This window comes from Aeromicrobium sp. Root472D3, from assembly GCF_001426485.1.
Lineage (GTDB): Bacteria > Actinomycetota > Actinomycetes > Propionibacteriales > Nocardioidaceae > Aeromicrobium.
Window position 1 is genome coordinate 2739195 of record NZ_LMET01000001.1, and the last position, 14717, is coordinate 2753911.

Consider the following 14717-nt stretch of genomic DNA (forward strand, 5'->3'; position numbering starts at 1 on the left):
GGCCGAGGGCCCCACGGCCGTGGTGTCAGGGTGGGGTCGTGACGATCGACGAGCAGGCCCGCGGATTCGCCAGCGACAACTACGCGGGGGCGCACCCCGAGGTGCTGGCGGCGATCGCCGCCGCCAACGTCGGCCACCAGGTCGCCTACGGCGAGGACGCCTGGACCGCACGGCTCCTCGAGACGATGCGCGACCTGTTCGGCGGGCAGACCGAGGTCTTCCCGGTCTTCAACGGCACGGGCGCCAACGTCACGGCGCTGACGAGCGTCATGCCGCGGTGGGGCGCCGTCGTCGCCGCGTCGACCGCGCACATCAACACCGACGAGGGCGGGGCGCCCGAGCGCGTCAGCGGGCTGAAGCTGCTGACCGTCGAGACCCCGGACGGCAAGCTCACGCCCGGCCTCGTCGACCGGGAGGCGTGGGGCTGGGGCAACGAGCACCGTGCCCAGCCGCTGGCCGTCAGCATCACGCAGACGACCGAGCTCGGCACCCTCTACACGGTCGACGAGATCCGGGCCATCGCCGATCACGCGCACGCCCGCGGCATGACGCTGCACATGGACGGGGCGCGCATCGCGAACGCCGCGGCGGCGCTCGGCGTCCCGCTGCGCGACTTCACGGTCGACGCGGGTGTCGACATCCTGAGCTTCGGCGCGACCAAGAACGGTGCGCTGTACGGCGAGGCCGTCGTCGTCCTCGACCCGTCCGTCGCCGAGGGGCTGCCGTACCTGCGCAAGCTGTCGATGCAGCTCGCGTCGAAGATGCGGTTCGTCAGCGCCCAGCTCCTGGCCCTGCTCGACGACGACCTGTACCTGCGCTCGGCGGGGCACGCCAACGCGATGGCGGCCCGCCTGCGCGCCGCGCTCGAGTCGGCGGTCGCCGGCGGCGTCGACGGGCTGACGTTCAGCCAGCCGACGCAGGCCAACGCCGTGTTCGCGGTGCTCGACAACGCCGTCGCCGACCGCATCCGCGAGCGCGTGCGGTTCTACGACTGGGACCGCGCCGCCGGGGAGGTCCGGTGGATGACGGCGTTCGACACGACCGTGGACGACGTCGACGCCTTCGCGGCGATCATCGTCGAGGAGCTCACCCGCTGATCGGTGGGCGTCGGTCGCCGTCGGTGCGGACGGCGTCCCCGTCGGCGTCGGCGTCGGCGTCGGTCGGCTCGGCGTCGTCGACCGCGTCCACGTCGTCGCGGTGCCGCGTGGGGTCCACACCGTCGGCGTCGGACGTCACCGCGTCGGGGTCGTGGGGCACGCGGTTGCGGGTCGCCACGAAGTACGCGAGTGCCAGCAGGAACACGATGATCGAGGTCCACACGTTCAGCCGGAACGGTCCGATGTGGTTGACGGTGTCGATGCGCAGCGACTCGATCCATCCGCGGCCGGCGGTGTAGAACATCGCGTACAGCGCGAACGCGCGCCCACCCGTGAGGCGGACCTTGCGGTCGATCGCGATGATCAGCGCCGCGGCGGCGAGGTTCCAGACGAGCTCGTACAGGAACGTCGGGTGGAAGGTCTCGAACTGCGTGTAGCCGGGCGGGCGGTTCTCGGGCGAGATCTCCAGGCCCCACGGCAGATCGGTGGGCTTGCCGAACAGCTCCTGGTTGAAGTAGTTGCCGAGACGGCCGATCGCCTGGGCGACGAGCAGGCCCGGTGCGAGGGCGTCGGCGACCTTCGAGAACGACGCACCGTAGCGCCGGCACCCGATGTACGCGCCCAGCGCGCCGCCGAGCACGGCTCCCCAGATGCCGAGACCGCCCTTCCAGATGAACAGGACGTCGATGACCTGGCGCCCCTCGCCGAAGTACAGCTCGGGATCGGTCACGACGTGGTAGATCCGGGCCCCGACGATGCCGAACGGGATCGCCCAGATCGCGATGTCGCCGATCAGGCCGGCCCGGCCGCCTCGCGCCTGGTAGCGGCGCTCGCCGATCCAGATCGCGACGAGCGCGCCGATGATGATGCCGAGGGCGTAGGCCCGCAGCGGCAGCGGGCCCAGGTGCCACACGCCCTGCGACGGGCTCGGGATGTACTCGAGCATGGTCAGCTCCTCTCGACGCCTGCGCGCAGATCGGCTGCCAGCGCGCGGACGGCTTCGATCCCGGCATCCTCGTCGGGTGCGTCCAGCAGACAGCGTACGAGGGCCGACCCCACGATGACGGCGTCGGCGTACGCGGCGATCTCGTGCGCCTGCGTGCCGTTCGACACACCCAGGCCGACGCCGACGGGCTTGTCGCTGACCGACCGCACCCGCGCCACGAGGGCCTCGCCCAGCGAGCTGGTCTGCTCGCGGGCGCCGGTGACGCCCATGACGGCCGTCGCGTAGACGAAACCGCTGGCGGCCTCGACGGTCATCGACAGCCGCTCGTCGGTCGACGACGGGGCGACCAGGAAGATGCGGTCGAGCTCGTGCGACCGCGAGGCGTCGACCCACTCGCCGGCCTCGTCGGGGATCAGGTCGGGGGTGATGAGACCCGCGCCGCCCGCCGCCGCGAGATCGGCGGAGAACCGCTCGACGCCGTAGCGCTCGACGGGGTTCCAGTACGTCATGACGACGGTCGGCACGCCGGTCGCGGCGGTCGCCGCGACGACGTCGAAGACGTCGGACGTCCGCGCGCCGGCCGCGAGCGCCTGCTCGGCCGCGGCCTGGATGACCGGTCCGTCCATGACGGGATCGCTGTAGGGCAGACCGATCTCGACGAGGTCGACCCCACCCTCGACCATCGCCTGGATCGCCCGGATCGACAGCTCCTTGGTCGGGAACCCGGCCGGCAGGTAGCCGACCAGTGCGGCGCGATTCTCGGCGCGGGTGCGCTCGAACAGCTCGTCGATCGCGGACCCGCTCACTCCTCGACCCCCTGCTCGAGCACCACGGGCTCGTCGATGAGGCCGAAGTACTCCGCCGCCGTGTGGACGTCCTTGTCGCCGCGGCCCGACAGGTTGACCAGGATCGTCGAGTCGGGCCCGAGCTCCTCGGCCAGTCGCAGCGCACCGGCCAGCGCGTGGGCCGACTCGATGGCCGGGATGATGCCCTCGGTCTTGCACAGCAGGTCGAAGGCCGACATCGCCTCGGCATCGGTCGCCGGGACGTACGACGCACGCCCCGTGTCGGCCAGGAACGAGTGCTCCGGCCCCACGCCCGGGTAGTCGAGACCGGCCGAGATCGAGTGCGACTCGAGGGTCTGCCCGTCGTCGTCCTGCAGCAGGAACGACCGGGCACCGTGCAGCACGCCGACGTCGCCGCCCGTGATCGTCGCGGCATGGCGACCCGACTGCACGCCGTCGCCGCCGGCCTCGATGCCGACCAGCCGGACGTCCGCGTCGTCGATGAACGCCGTGAACAGGCCGATCGCGTTGGAGCCGCCGCCGACGCACGCGACGGCCGCGTCGGGCAGCCGGCCGTCGAGCGTCAGGCACTGCGCCCGCGCCTCGTCGCCGATGCCGCGCGTCAGGTCGCGGACCATCGACGGGAACGGGTGCGGCCCGGCCGCCGTGCCGAACAGGTACGACGTCGTGTCGACGCTCGCGACCCAGTCGCGCAGCGCCTCGTTGATCGCGTCCTTCAGGGTGCGGCTGCCGCTCGTGACCGACACGACCTCGGCGCCCAGCATCTTCATGCGGGCGACGTTGAGCGCCTGGCGCTCGGTGTCGACCTCGCCCATGTAGACGGTGCACTCGAGGTCGAGGTACGCGCACGCCGTCGCGGACGCGACGCCGTGCTGACCAGCGCCCGTCTCGGCGATCGCACGCGGCTTGCCGATGCGCTTGGCCAGCAGGGCCTGGCCGATGACGTTGCGGATCTTGTGGGCGCCGGTGTGGTTGAGGTCCTCCCGCTTGAGCAGGATGCGCGCGCCGGCGGCCTCCGAGAAACGGTGCGCCTCGTACAGGGGGCTCGGGACGTTGGCGTACTCGCGCAGCATGCGGTCGAGCTCGGCGGTGAAGGCCGGATCGGCCTTGGCCTCGGTCCAGGCGCGGTCGAGCTCGTCGAGGGGTGCGATCAGCGCCTCGGGCATGAACCGGCCGCCGAAGCGGCCGAAGTGTCCCGAGCCGTCGGGCTGCGAGTAGGCGGGTCGTGCGGGGGCGGGCTGTACGTCGGTCATGGCTTCTCTCATCGATCAGATCGGTGGCCCCGGAGGGCAGGAGTGCAGGCGAGGGCGCGCCACCGCGTGAGCGGTGGCGCCACTACCACCGATGCTGCAGAGCGGGGTGAGCACCGGCGGCGACCAGGTCGGCCACCGAGGCGCGGGGGTCGTCGCCGCGCACGAGCGTCTCGCCGACGAGGACGACGTGGGCGCCGGCCTTGGCGTAGTCGATGACGTCGCGGGGTCCGCGGACGCCGGAGGCCGCGACCTTGACGGCGGTGCCGGGGATCAGCGGCGACAGGCGCTCGAAGGTCGTGCGGTCGACCTCGAGGGTCTTGAGGTTGCGGGCGTTGACGCCGATCAGGTCGGCGCCCGCGTCGGCGGCCCGGGCGACCTCCTCGGCGTCGTTGACCTCGACCAACGGCGTCAGCCCGATCGACCGGGCCCGCTCGATGAGGCTCTCGAGCGCGATCTGCTCGAGGGCCGCGACGATCAGCAGCGCCATGTCGGCGCCCGCGGCCCGGGCCTCCCAGAGCTGGTACGAGGTCGTGATGAAGTCCTTGCGGAGCAGGGGCACGTCGACCGTGCCGCGCACGGCCCGCAGGTCGGCCAGGGTGCCGCCGAAGCGACGCTCCTCGGTCAGGACGCTGATCGCGGCGGCACCGCCGGCGGCGTAGTCGGCGGCCAGGGCCGCGGGATCCTTGATCGAGGCGAGTCGGCCCTCGCTGGGGCTCGACCGCTTGACCTCGGCGATGACCGAGACGCCGTCGGACCGGAAGGCGGGCATGGGGTCGAGCGCCGGGTGCTGGCGGGAGGCGCGCTCCTTGAGGTCGTCGAGGGACGTCGTGGCCATGCGGGCCTCGAGGTCCTCGGCCACGCCGACGAGGATGTCGTCGAGTACGGACATGGCTCCTCCTCTGCAGTGGTGACGCGCCTGTCGTCCTAGGGTATCCCGCGCACGGCGCCGTGTTTCCCGGGGTTACCCCATGGCGCCCTCACTATGCTCGGCGCATGTCAGGTCCCTCCGAGCAGACGGTGCTCAACCGCAAGGCCGTGTACAGCGTCCTGTGCGGGCTCCTCGCGTTCGCGCTGATCTACCTGTCCCCGTTCGTGGGGCTGCTGGTCGGGCTGCCGGCCGTGACCAGCGCGATCCACGCCCGCCGGGAGATCGCCGCCTCGAAGGGGTACGAGACCGGCGACACCGTCGCGTTCACGGGTCTGCTCGTCGGCGGGGGCGCGATCGTCACGGTCGTGCTGTCGTGGGCCATGCCGCTGGTGCGGTGATCCCCGCGCCCCTCACGGAGCGAGCCACGACCCCCAGGGCGTCACGCGCAGCACGCCGAAGACGACCAGCCCCGCGAGTACCGCGAGGCCTCCTCGCGTGCCGACCGCGACGAGCTGCGCGGCGTGGTCGCCCCGCACGCGGCGCACGACCCACACGCACCACAGCACGACGGCCGCCGCGACCATCACGACCGCGACGGCGTTGCTGCCGAGGGCACCCACCACGTCGCCGCGCGTCAGGTCGTTGACGGCGCGCAGGCCGCCGCACCCGGGGCACGGCAGGCCGGTCAGCCGCTGGAACGGGCAGAAGCCGTACGTGCCCGAGTCGTGCGGGTCGCGCAGGTGCAGCACGGCGGCCGCAGCCAGTCCGAGGCCCGCCGCCAGGGCGGGTGCCCGCAGCGCGCGGGCCGTCGACGTCGCGAGGACGTCGGGGTGGGTCACGAGACCGACACGGCCACGACCAGCACGATGACGGCGGCCCAGATCACGGTGCCGATGATGCCGGTCGCCAGACCGGCGATCGCCATGCCGCGACCCTCGATGGCACCGTGCGGGGCGGCGTCGATCTCCTTGCGCGCCATGACCGACAGGACGATGGCGGCGGGCCCGATCAGCACGCCGAGGTAGCAGAACATGATCGAGACGATGCCGAAGACCAGGCCCAGGACGGCCTTGGTGGAGTTCTGCGGACGCGGCGGGTAGCCGTAGCCCTGCTGGGGGTAGCCGTAGCCCTGCTGCTGCGGCGGCGGACCGAAACCGTGCTCGGGCGTCTGGCCGTACGCGGGCGGTGCCTGGCCGTAGGACGGCGGCGGAGGCGGAGCCTGACCGTAGGCGGGCGGCGGCGGTGCCTGGCCCCAGCCCTGCGTCGGTCCCGGGGCCGGCTCGGTCGGCCGCTCGCCGGAGGGCTCGGGGTCCTCACCCGGGTAGCGCGGGTACTGCGGCTGGTCGCTCACCCCGGTGCCGGCTCAGTGCTCGCTGGCGCGCTCGGCACCCATGCCGGCGGCCGACATGATGCGGGCGACGACGCCGGCTGCGAGCGCGATGACGGTGCCGATCGTGAACAGGACCCAGTTGGGATCGGGGATCAGCGCGATGCCACCGATCGTGATGCCGACGAGGCACATGATTACTCCGGTCCAGGCGGCGGGCGACGATCCGTGCATGGGTGAGACTCTCCTCGTGGTGGCTGGAACTGAGCCCAGACTACTGGGTGACGGCGGTGCCGGCTCACGCACCCGGCGCCGGCCGGGCCGGTGTCGCGCCCCGGTCAGACGGCCTCGGTCGCGATGACCTCGTCGGCCTCCGCCACGACCGTGACCAGCGTGCGACGGCTGGAGCGCGAACGACGGTCGATCAGGTCGAGGACGCCCTGGTACGTGTAGGCCTTCTTGATGCCGATGACGATCATGACCGTCGCGAACAGGATCGAGACGTCGAGCCAGATCGAGTACCGGCGGACGCAGGCACGGCAGTAGGCGCCCTCGAGGGTCAGTCGCTCCAGGTCGGTCAGCGCCGACCGTCCGACGAGCTGGGCCGGGCCCGTCAGTCCCGACTTGGTCAGGAACCGGTCACTCGCCGTCGGGTACTCGTCGCGCAGCGCCGAGACCACGTTCTCGGGCAGCGGGCGGTTGCCCACGATGCTCATCTCGCCGCGCAGCACGTGCACGAGCTGCGGGATCTCGGTGATGCCGCAGCGCTCCAGCAGACGGCCGATGCCGGTGTACAGCGGCGAGTCGGGCGCGATGTTCAGGAAGCGCACGTCGTTCTGGATCGGGACGGTCGATCGGTTGACGAGGGCCTCGGCGTTCTTGACCATCGTGCGGAACTTGACGATGCGCAGGACGTCGTCGTTCGAGACGCGACGCATGGAGCGGTAGAGCACGGGCCGGCCGCTGAGCACCAGGACGGCCAGTGCCGCGAGGGTCAGGACGGGGACCCAGATCACCGCGGCGAGGCCGGTGATCACGATGTCGAGAGCGCGCTTCTTGGTCATGGGAGGGAGTTCCTATCGTCAGCGGACAGGTGAAGCTCGAGCGACGGATCGGGAGTGGACGCTCGCGGTGGTCGAACCGTGGTGAGGAGGAGTCGTGCGCCGTGCATGACCAGCCACAGACGAGCATCGATGCCGCTGATGCGCGTCCGCGAGGACCGGCCAAGAATGTCGACCGCGGCGGCGAGGCCGCGGTAGGTGGTGTGCAGCCCCGGCACGCGTCGGCGCGCGGGGCCGTCCACGAGACGCCCCGGGTACACGACCGAGAACGTCGCGCGCGGCGACGTGCGGGCCACGACGGAGGCGAGTCGCTGCTCGACCAGGCACTTCCAGCCGCCGTAGTGACGGCGGTCGGGCCCCGGGGCCAACGCGATGACCGACGACACGAGCACGACGCCCACGGGTCGGCCGGACGTCGCGACGAGCAGGCGCTCGATCGCGTCGAGGTCGCGGCGGACGTGCGCGGACAGCTCGGCGTCGTCGTGAGCGTCGTCCGGGTGGACCGGGCCGAGCGCGCACACCACGAGGCGGACGGGCCCGTCGCCGGCCCCCAGCAGGTCGACGTCCTGGTCGACGCGCAGCACGGTCACGTCACCACCCGAGAGAGCGGCGTGGTCGTCGGCGTGCCGGGCCAGGACGTGCACGGAGTCGCCGTTGGCCAGCGCGCGCTCGACGACGGCGGCGCCCGCCCGCGTGCGGGGACCTGTCACGATCGTCGTCGCACCGCTCATCGGGCACCCTCCACGGTCAACCGCAGCACCCGCTCGAACCGGTCGGCACAGACCTGCATCGCGAACTCGCCCTCGGCGAGCTCGCGGGCGGCCTCGCCGACCTGGTCGCGACGGGCGGGGTCGCCGAGGAGCTCCGCGGCCCAGGCGCCGGCGGCCGGGATGTCGAGCTCGGACGGCGCGAACACGCCGCCGCCCGTGCGGTTGACGAGGTCGGCGGCGACGTTCTCGCACGGCATGAGCCCCAGCACGGGCCGACCCGCGCACAGGTACGACAGGGTCTTGGACGGCACCGAGAACGCGCCCGCCTGCTGGTCGAGCAGGACGACCAGGACGTCGCCGGTGGCGAGCACCTCGGACAGGCGCTCGTACGGCTGGAACGGCAGCAGCGTGATCGGCACGGCGCGGCGCTCGGCCTCGGCGCGCAGCAGGCCGACGGCGGGGCCCTCGTTGACGACGACCAGCCGCACGTCGCGTCCGGCGCGGCGCACCTCGGCGGCCAGCGACACCAGCAGCGCCGGGTCGTGCTTGAGGCCCAGCGTGCCCGAGTAGAGCAGGGTCAGGGTGTCGTCGAGCTCGTTCTCGACGGCCCAGTCGTTCTTGCGGTCGAGCGGGACGATCTCGTCCAGGGGTGCCCAGTTGGGGATCACGGTGACCTTGTCGGCGGTGCCCCAGCGCCGGTGCACCGGCACGAACGACTCGGCGATCACGACGACCGCCGCCGCGCGGTGCGAGCACCAGCGCTCGGCGACCTCGAACGCGCGGGCCACGAGGCCGAACGACCGCGAGAGCTTGCCGCCGGCGAACGACCGGATCGCGACGGAGTAGACGTCCTGGTGCCACAGCACCCAAGGCGTGCGGGTCAGCATCATGGCGGCGGCGAACACGACCAGCGTCGGCACCTGGACGTTCGACATGAGGGCGACGTCGGGCCGGACCGTGCGCACGTGGCGGACGAGCTCGACGCCGAGACGGAGCTCCTGGAACAGCCGCCGCACGAAGCTGGACTTGTCGAAGACGATGTCGTCGCCGACCGTCTGGAACGTCAGCGTCTCGCCGGGCCCGGCGGTCAGGCGTCCCTTGCCCGAGACGTACGCGCCGCAGGAGGAGTACACGACGTCCTCGCCGCGGCGGGAGAGCTCCCGGCTGAGCTGCACCTGGAAGGGGTGGCCGCTGAAGTCGTGCACGAGGATCTTCATGCCACGGTTCCCTTCTCCACGGTGTGGTGCGTCACACCTAGGAGAACGAGCGTCGTGCGGGTCTGTTACGCCCGCGCACGGCGTCTAGGCCGTCGGATCGTCCCCGCGGTCCATGGCCTTCCACATGTCGCCGTCGCTGGCGCCCCGCTCCGGACGGCGCGCGGACGGCGCGTCGTAGCGGCTGCTCATGGTGGGCCAGCGCCCGGCGAAGCGCACCATCGCGACGCCCAGCACGACCGCGACCGCGAAGGCGGCGATCGCCACCAGGTACCACGGGCCGTACGAGATGTCGCCGAGCGACGACGGGCCCGTGTACGCGGGCGACTTCTCGGCCGCCGACCGCACCGCGTCGTCGAGCGTCGAGCTGCCCGCCCGGGGCACCAGGGCGATCGCCCCGGCCGACACGACGACCGTCAGCGCGCCCACGACCCGGCGCATGCGGGGCCCCGCGGCCAGGATCGCCAGGCCCGCGGTGACGACGACGACCGCGAGCGCCGAGACGAGCGGCTGCGCGTCGGTGCCGCTGACCGCGACGTCCGCCGAGGCGAGCCCCTCGGCCCTGACCTGCGCCTCGGCCCACGTGCGTCCGGCGGCGTAGAACGCCAGGCCACCGACGGCGAGCGTCGCGAGCACGACGGGCGCGTACAGCCGGCGCGGACTCACAGCAGCCGGTCCGCGTCGAAGCACGTCGTGTCGCCGGTGTGGCACGCGCCGCCGGTCTGGTCGACCTTCACGAGCAGCGTGTCGCCGTCGCAGTCGAGGCGCACCTCGCGGACGTGCTGCACGTGGCCCGACGTCTCGCCCTTGACCCAGTACTCCTGGCGGCTGCGGCTCCAGTAGGTGCCGCGGCCCGTCGTGAGGGTGCGGTGCAGCGCCTCGTCGTCCATCCAGCCGACCATCAGGACGTCGTGCGTCGTCGCGTCCTGCACGACGGCCGGGACGAGGCCGTCCGCATCGCGCTTGAGCCGTGCGGCGACGGCGGGATCGAGGGAGGTCACGCCTCCCAGTGTCTCAGGCGTCGTCATGCCGGCCCGCCCGCCCGGGTCGTGAGCGAGGCCTGGGCGACCCAGCTGGCGTGCAGCCGCTCGTAGACGCCGCCCCCGTCGACCAGCTGCGCGTGGTCGCCGTCCTCGACGAGGCGGCCCGCGTCGAACACGAGGATGCGGTCGGCGTTCTCGGCCGTCGACAACCGGTGCGCGATCGTGACGCTCGAGCGCCCCAGCAGCAGCTTGTCGAGCGCGCGGGTGGCGCGCAGCTCGGTCTGCGGGTCGACCGCGCTGGTCGCCTCGTCGAGCACGATCAGGTCGGGATCGGCCAGCGCCGAGCGCACCAGCGCCACGAGCTGCCGCTCCCCCGCCGACAGCGACTCGCCGCGCTGGCCGACCTGGGAGTCGAGCCCCCGCGGCAGGCTCGCGAACCAGTCGTCGAGCTCGAGGTCGGACACCACCGCGAGCAGCTGCTCGTCGGTCGCGTCGTGCCGGCCGTACAGCAGGTTGTCGCGCAGCGTCGCGTCGAACAGGAAGCCCTCCTGCGGCACCATCAGCACGTGTCGCCGCAGGTCGGCGAACGAGACCGTCGCGATGTCGGCGGCTGCCTGCGGGTCGGTGCCGAGGCGGACGGCGCCCTCGGTCGGGTCCATCAGCCGCGTCAGCAGCTTGGCGAACGTCGTCTTGCCCGACCCCGTCTCGCCCACGACGGCGATGCGCTGGCGCGGTGCCAGCACGACGTCGACGTCGCTGAGCACCGGCGGGCCGCCCGGGTACGCGAACGTCACGCCGTCGAAGCGTGCGCCGAGCGACCCCTCCGGCAGCGAGACCCCCGCGGCACCCGGGTCGACGACGTCGGCGGGCGTGTCGAGCAGGTCGATGACCCGGCGCCACGACGCGATGGCGTTCTGGGCGTCGGTCAGCACCTGCGTGGCCGTCTGCACCGGGCCCACGAACAGCCCGACCAGGAAGGCGAAGGCGATGACGGTGCCCATCGACAGGTCGCCGGCGACCCCCAGCACGACGCCGAACGCCAGCACGGCACCGTTGGCCAGTCCCCCGGCGACGCCGGACGACGCGAACGTCACGGCGACGAGCTTCTGCGCCGACACGTTCGCGTCGAGGTTGCCCTTGATGCCCTCGTCGACCCGCTGCTGCGTGCGCCCCTCGATCGCGTAGGCACGCACGACCGACGCGCCGACGACGGGCTCGGCGATCACGGCGATCATCTCGCCGACGGTGCGGCGGACGATGTCGTACGCGTCGCTCAGGCGGCTCGCGAACCACTTGAGGCTGATCGCCAGCGGCAGGAAGCACACGATCACGACGATCGTCAGCTGCCACGAGTAGTAGGCCATGATGACCGTCGCGACGACGATCTGCCCCAGGCTCACCACGATCTGGATGCCCGTGAACTGCAGGAACTGCGAGACCTGGTCGATGTCGGACGTCACCCGCGAGACCAGCACGCCCCGACGCTCGGAGTTCTGCGTCAGCATCGACAGGTCGTGGACGTGACGGAACGCGTCGACCCGCATCTGGGCCAGCCCCGTCTCGCTGGCCTTGAACAGGCGGATGCGCATCCAGTACGCGACGCCGGCCGTCAGCAGGATCAGCACCGAGGCGATCACGAGGAACGTGCCGATGTCGCTCAGCCGCGTGTCGCCGCCGTCGCCGAGGCCCGCGTCGACGGTGCGCTGGATCAGGACCGGCACGACCGAGCCGCCGACCGTGCTGAGCACCGCCAGCAGGATCGTGAACCCGAGGCCCTCCTTGATCGCCGGCGACAGGGCGAGGCCGCGCCGGATGATCTGCGTGCCGGTCTGCCGGCTCGGCGTGATCTCGGGGAGGTCGTTCTCGACTGCCTGAGTCATGACATCTCCTCCCGTGCCTGGTCGTACGCGTTGACGAGGTTGCGGTAGTCGGCGGACGCCTCGACCAGCTCGTCGTGGGTCCCGCGGGCCGCGATGGCTCCCTCGTCGAGGAAGACGACCTCGTCGGCCAGCGCGATCGTGGCCTTGCGGTAGGCGACGACCAGGACCGTCGGGCCCTCCCCGTCGGCCGTGCTGGCCGCCAAGGCCTTGAGGATGCGCTGCTCGACCTCGGGGTCGACGGCGCTCGTGGCGTCGTCCATCACGAGCAGGCGCGGTCGCCGCACCAGCGCACGCGCCAGCGACAGGCGCTGCCGCTGCCCGCCCGACAGCGTCGTGCCGCGCTCGCCGAGCTCGGAGTCGAGCCCCCGCGGCAGCGACGCGACGAAGTCGGCGGCCTGCACCGTGCGCAACGCCTCCCAGACCTCGTCGTCGGAGTGGTCGCCGCCGAGCGTCACGTTGGCGCGGACGCTGTCGTCGAACAGGAACGTGCCCTGCGGGACGACCGCGATCGCCGAGGCCAGCTCGTCGTGCGTGAGATCGCGGATGTCGACGCCGTCCACGCCGATCGTGCCGCCCTGCGGGTCGACCAGACGCGTGAGCAGCGACGTCAGCGTGCTCTTGCCGCTGCCCGTCGCGCCGACGACGGCCACGACACGGCCCGGCTCGACGTCGAGGTCGATGTGCCGCAGGACGTCCTGGTCCGCGTCGTCGAAGCGGAACGTCACGTCGCGCACGGCCAGCGCCACCGCGCCGCGTCCGGGCAGCGTCTGCGGGCCGTAGGGCATCGAGCCGCGCTCGGCGAGCACCGACTCGACCCGCTCCCAGCTGACGACGCTGCGCGGCAGCTCGCCCAGCACCCAGCCGATCGCGCGCACGGGGAACGCGACGACCGTGAACAGGTACGCGACGGACACGACGTCGCCGGGATCAGCCGCGCCGCTCGCGACCCGCCCCACGCCCAGCACGACGACCGCGAGGATGCCGATGTTCGGGAGCGCCTCGAGCAGCGGGTCGAAGATGCTGCGGATGCGTCCGACCGCGATGTTGGCGTCGCGCAGCTCGTGCGAGACGTCGCGGAAGCGATCGGTCTCGTCGGTCTCGCGGCCCAGCGACTTGATGACGAGGGCGCCGTCGAACGACTCGTGCGCCACTGCGCTGACCGATCCGCGCAGCGACTGGGCGTGCGCGACCTTGGGCGACAGCCAGCGCTGGTAGAACACGTTGATCACGAACAGCGCCGGGAACACGACGAGCCCGACGAGCGTCAGCACGAGGTCGGCGCGCACCATCTCGACGATCGCCGCGACCAGCATCGCGATGACGCCGATCGCCATCGGCAGCGGCATGAAGACCGCCCAGGCGCCCTCGACGTCGGCGTTGGCGTTCGACAGCAGCTGCCCCGTGGGGTGCTTGTGGTGCCACGACATCGGCAGGGTCAGGTACTGGCGCGTCACGCGGCGCCGGTACTCCGCGACGAGGCGGTAGTAGACGATGCCACCGATCAGTCGTCGCGCGACGATGCCCAGGGCCCGCAGGATCGCGACGGCCATGAACAGGGCGATCGCGGTGACCAGGGCGCCCTCGGTGACGTCGCCGGCCTCGAACGACGGCCGGATGACGTGGTCGGTGGCCCAGCCCAGCACGCGGGCGTCCGCGACGGTCATGAAGCCGAACAGCACGCTGCCGACGACCGACACCCAGAACAGGAAACGCTGCTCCTTGATGCCTCGTCCGAGCAGGCTGAAGCCCCGCCTCGTGATGCGGTCGGTGCGGGCGTCGCCCAGGTCAGCGGACACGATGTCCAGAAGCTCGCAAGGTCTCTTTCACCTGTCCGATGGTCATGTCGCCGAAGTGGAAGACACTCGCGGCGAGCACTGCGTCGGCGCCGGCATCGACGGCCTGAGCGAAGTGCTCGAGCCGTCCGGCGCCACCGCTCGCGATGAGCGGCACCTGTGTAACGTCACGGACCGCCCGAATCATTTCCAGGTCGAATCCGTCGCGGGTGCCGTCGGCGTCCATCGAGTTGAGCAGGATCTCGCCGGCACCCAGCTCGGTGGCCCGTCGGGCCCACTCGACGGCGTCGATCCCGGCCGACTGGCGCCCCCCGTGCGTCGTGACCTCGAAGCCGCTGGGCTGGTCGGCCGCGCGTCGGGCATCGACGCTCAGCACCAGCACCTGGCTGCCGAAGCGGTGGGCGATCTCGGCGATGACGTCGGGGCGGGTGATGGCGGCGGTGTTGATGCCGACCTTGTCGGCGCCCGCGCGCAGCAGCCGGTCGACGTCCTCGGGCGTGCGCACCCCTCCCCCGACCGTCAGGGGGATGAAGACCTGGTCGGCGGTGCGCCCGACGACGTCGAACGTCGTGCCGCGACTGTCGGACGAGGCCGTGATGTCGAGGAACGTCAGCTCGTCGGCACCCTCGGCGTCGTAGACCGTGGCCATCTCGACGGGGTCGCCCGCATCGCGCAGGTCGACGAAGTTGACGCCCTTGACGACGCGACCGTTGTCGACGTCCAGGCACGGGATGACACGGACGGCGAGGCTCACCGGACGAGCCTACCGGCCTGCCCCC

17 protein-coding genes are annotated in these 14717 nt (G+C 72.1%); 2 read left to right on the top strand and 15 right to left on the bottom strand.

What is annotated here, in order from left to right:
• Positions 1-38: 38 nt before the first annotated feature.
• Positions 39-1097, top strand: a complete 1059-nt coding sequence (locus ASD10_RS13455) for a low specificity L-threonine aldolase (protein ID WP_056609236.1) — start codon at positions 39-41, stop codon at positions 1095-1097.
• Here ASD10_RS13455 and lgt read toward each other — a convergent pair.
• The 4 genes from lgt to trpC all read right to left on the bottom strand — a co-directional run bounded on the left by lgt (position 1087) and on the right by trpC (position 4991).
• Complete coding sequence (gene lgt / locus ASD10_RS13460; RefSeq protein WP_082556205.1) at positions 1087-2043, bottom strand: prolipoprotein diacylglyceryl transferase; 957 nt, start codon at positions 2041-2043, stop codon at positions 1087-1089. The two genes, ASD10_RS13455 and lgt, sit on opposite strands and share 11 nt — an antisense overlap.
• Before the next feature lie 2 nt (positions 2044-2045).
• The gene (gene trpA, locus ASD10_RS13465; protein WP_200938271.1) at positions 2046-2849 is read right to left on the bottom strand and encodes a tryptophan synthase subunit alpha; all 804 of its coding nucleotides are present in this window, start codon (positions 2847-2849) and stop codon (positions 2046-2048) included.
• A complete protein-coding gene (trpB, locus tag ASD10_RS13470; protein WP_056609239.1) occupies positions 2846-4102 on the bottom strand; it encodes a tryptophan synthase subunit beta in 1257 nt (418 codons plus the stop codon). Before trpB ends, trpA begins: the two co-directional genes overlap by 4 nt.
• An 82-nt stretch (positions 4103-4184) precedes the next feature.
• Positions 4185-4991 (bottom strand): indole-3-glycerol phosphate synthase TrpC, encoded by an 807-nt coding sequence (trpC, locus tag ASD10_RS13475; RefSeq protein WP_056609241.1) that lies wholly within the window; start codon positions 4989-4991, stop codon positions 4185-4187.
• A 104-nt stretch (positions 4992-5095) separates the two neighbouring features.
• Here trpC and ASD10_RS13480 point away from each other — a divergent pair, with 104 nt between their 5' ends.
• The gene (locus ASD10_RS13480; RefSeq protein ID WP_157432602.1) at positions 5096-5368 is read left to right on the top strand and encodes a hypothetical protein; all 273 of its coding nucleotides are present in this window, start codon (positions 5096-5098) and stop codon (positions 5366-5368) included.
• Between the two features lie 12 nt (positions 5369-5380).
• Here ASD10_RS13480 and ASD10_RS13485 read toward each other — a convergent pair whose 3' ends face one another.
• The 11 genes from ASD10_RS13485 to hisF form a co-directional block, all read right to left on the bottom strand.
• Positions 5381-5809 (bottom strand): DUF2752 domain-containing protein, encoded by a 429-nt coding sequence (locus ASD10_RS13485; RefSeq protein ID WP_056609245.1) that lies wholly within the window; start codon positions 5807-5809, stop codon positions 5381-5383.
• Positions 5806-6321: a DUF4190 domain-containing protein gene (locus ASD10_RS13490; RefSeq protein WP_056609247.1), complete on the bottom strand. Its 516-nt coding sequence runs from the start codon at positions 6319-6321 to the stop codon at positions 5806-5808. The genes ASD10_RS13485 and ASD10_RS13490 overlap by 4 nt, the downstream gene beginning before the upstream one ends.
• Before the next feature lie 12 nt (positions 6322-6333).
• On the bottom strand, positions 6334-6531 hold the full coding sequence (locus ASD10_RS13495) for an HGxxPAAW family protein (protein WP_056609249.1): 198 nt from the start codon (positions 6529-6531) through the stop codon (positions 6334-6336).
• Positions 6532-6635: 104 nt separating this feature from the next.
• Positions 6636-7361: a sugar transferase gene (locus tag ASD10_RS13500; protein ID WP_056609251.1), complete on the bottom strand. Its 726-nt coding sequence runs from the start codon at positions 7359-7361 to the stop codon at positions 6636-6638.
• Positions 7358-8089, bottom strand: a complete 732-nt coding sequence (locus tag ASD10_RS13505; RefSeq protein WP_056609254.1) for a hypothetical protein — start codon at positions 8087-8089, stop codon at positions 7358-7360. The genes ASD10_RS13500 and ASD10_RS13505 overlap by 4 nt, the downstream gene beginning before the upstream one ends.
• Positions 8086-9285 (bottom strand): glycosyltransferase family 4 protein, encoded by a 1200-nt coding sequence (locus ASD10_RS13510; RefSeq protein WP_056609256.1) that lies wholly within the window; start codon positions 9283-9285, stop codon positions 8086-8088. Before ASD10_RS13510 ends, ASD10_RS13505 begins: the two co-directional genes overlap by 4 nt.
• 84 nt (positions 9286-9369) lie before the next feature.
• Positions 9370-9948 (bottom strand): Trp biosynthesis-associated membrane protein, encoded by a 579-nt coding sequence (locus ASD10_RS13515; protein ID WP_056609259.1) that lies wholly within the window; start codon positions 9946-9948, stop codon positions 9370-9372.
• Positions 9945-10310: a phosphoribosyl-AMP cyclohydrolase gene (hisI, locus tag ASD10_RS13520; protein ID WP_056609261.1), complete on the bottom strand. Its 366-nt coding sequence runs from the start codon at positions 10308-10310 to the stop codon at positions 9945-9947. Before hisI ends, ASD10_RS13515 begins: the two co-directional genes overlap by 4 nt.
• Positions 10307-12145 carry an ABC transporter ATP-binding protein gene (locus ASD10_RS13525; protein WP_056609263.1) on the bottom strand — a complete coding sequence of 613 codons (1839 nt, stop codon included), beginning with the start codon at positions 12143-12145 and terminating at the stop codon, positions 10307-10309. The genes hisI and ASD10_RS13525 overlap by 4 nt, the downstream gene beginning before the upstream one ends.
• Complete coding sequence (locus ASD10_RS13530) at positions 12142-13941, bottom strand: ABC transporter ATP-binding protein (protein WP_235501877.1); 1800 nt, start codon at positions 13939-13941, stop codon at positions 12142-12144. Before ASD10_RS13530 ends, ASD10_RS13525 begins: the two co-directional genes overlap by 4 nt.
• Positions 13931-14692 carry an imidazole glycerol phosphate synthase subunit HisF gene (gene hisF, locus ASD10_RS13535; protein WP_056609265.1) on the bottom strand — a complete coding sequence of 254 codons (762 nt, stop codon included), beginning with the start codon at positions 14690-14692 and terminating at the stop codon, positions 13931-13933. The genes ASD10_RS13530 and hisF overlap by 11 nt, the downstream gene beginning before the upstream one ends.
• Positions 14693-14717 lie beyond the last annotated feature (25 nt).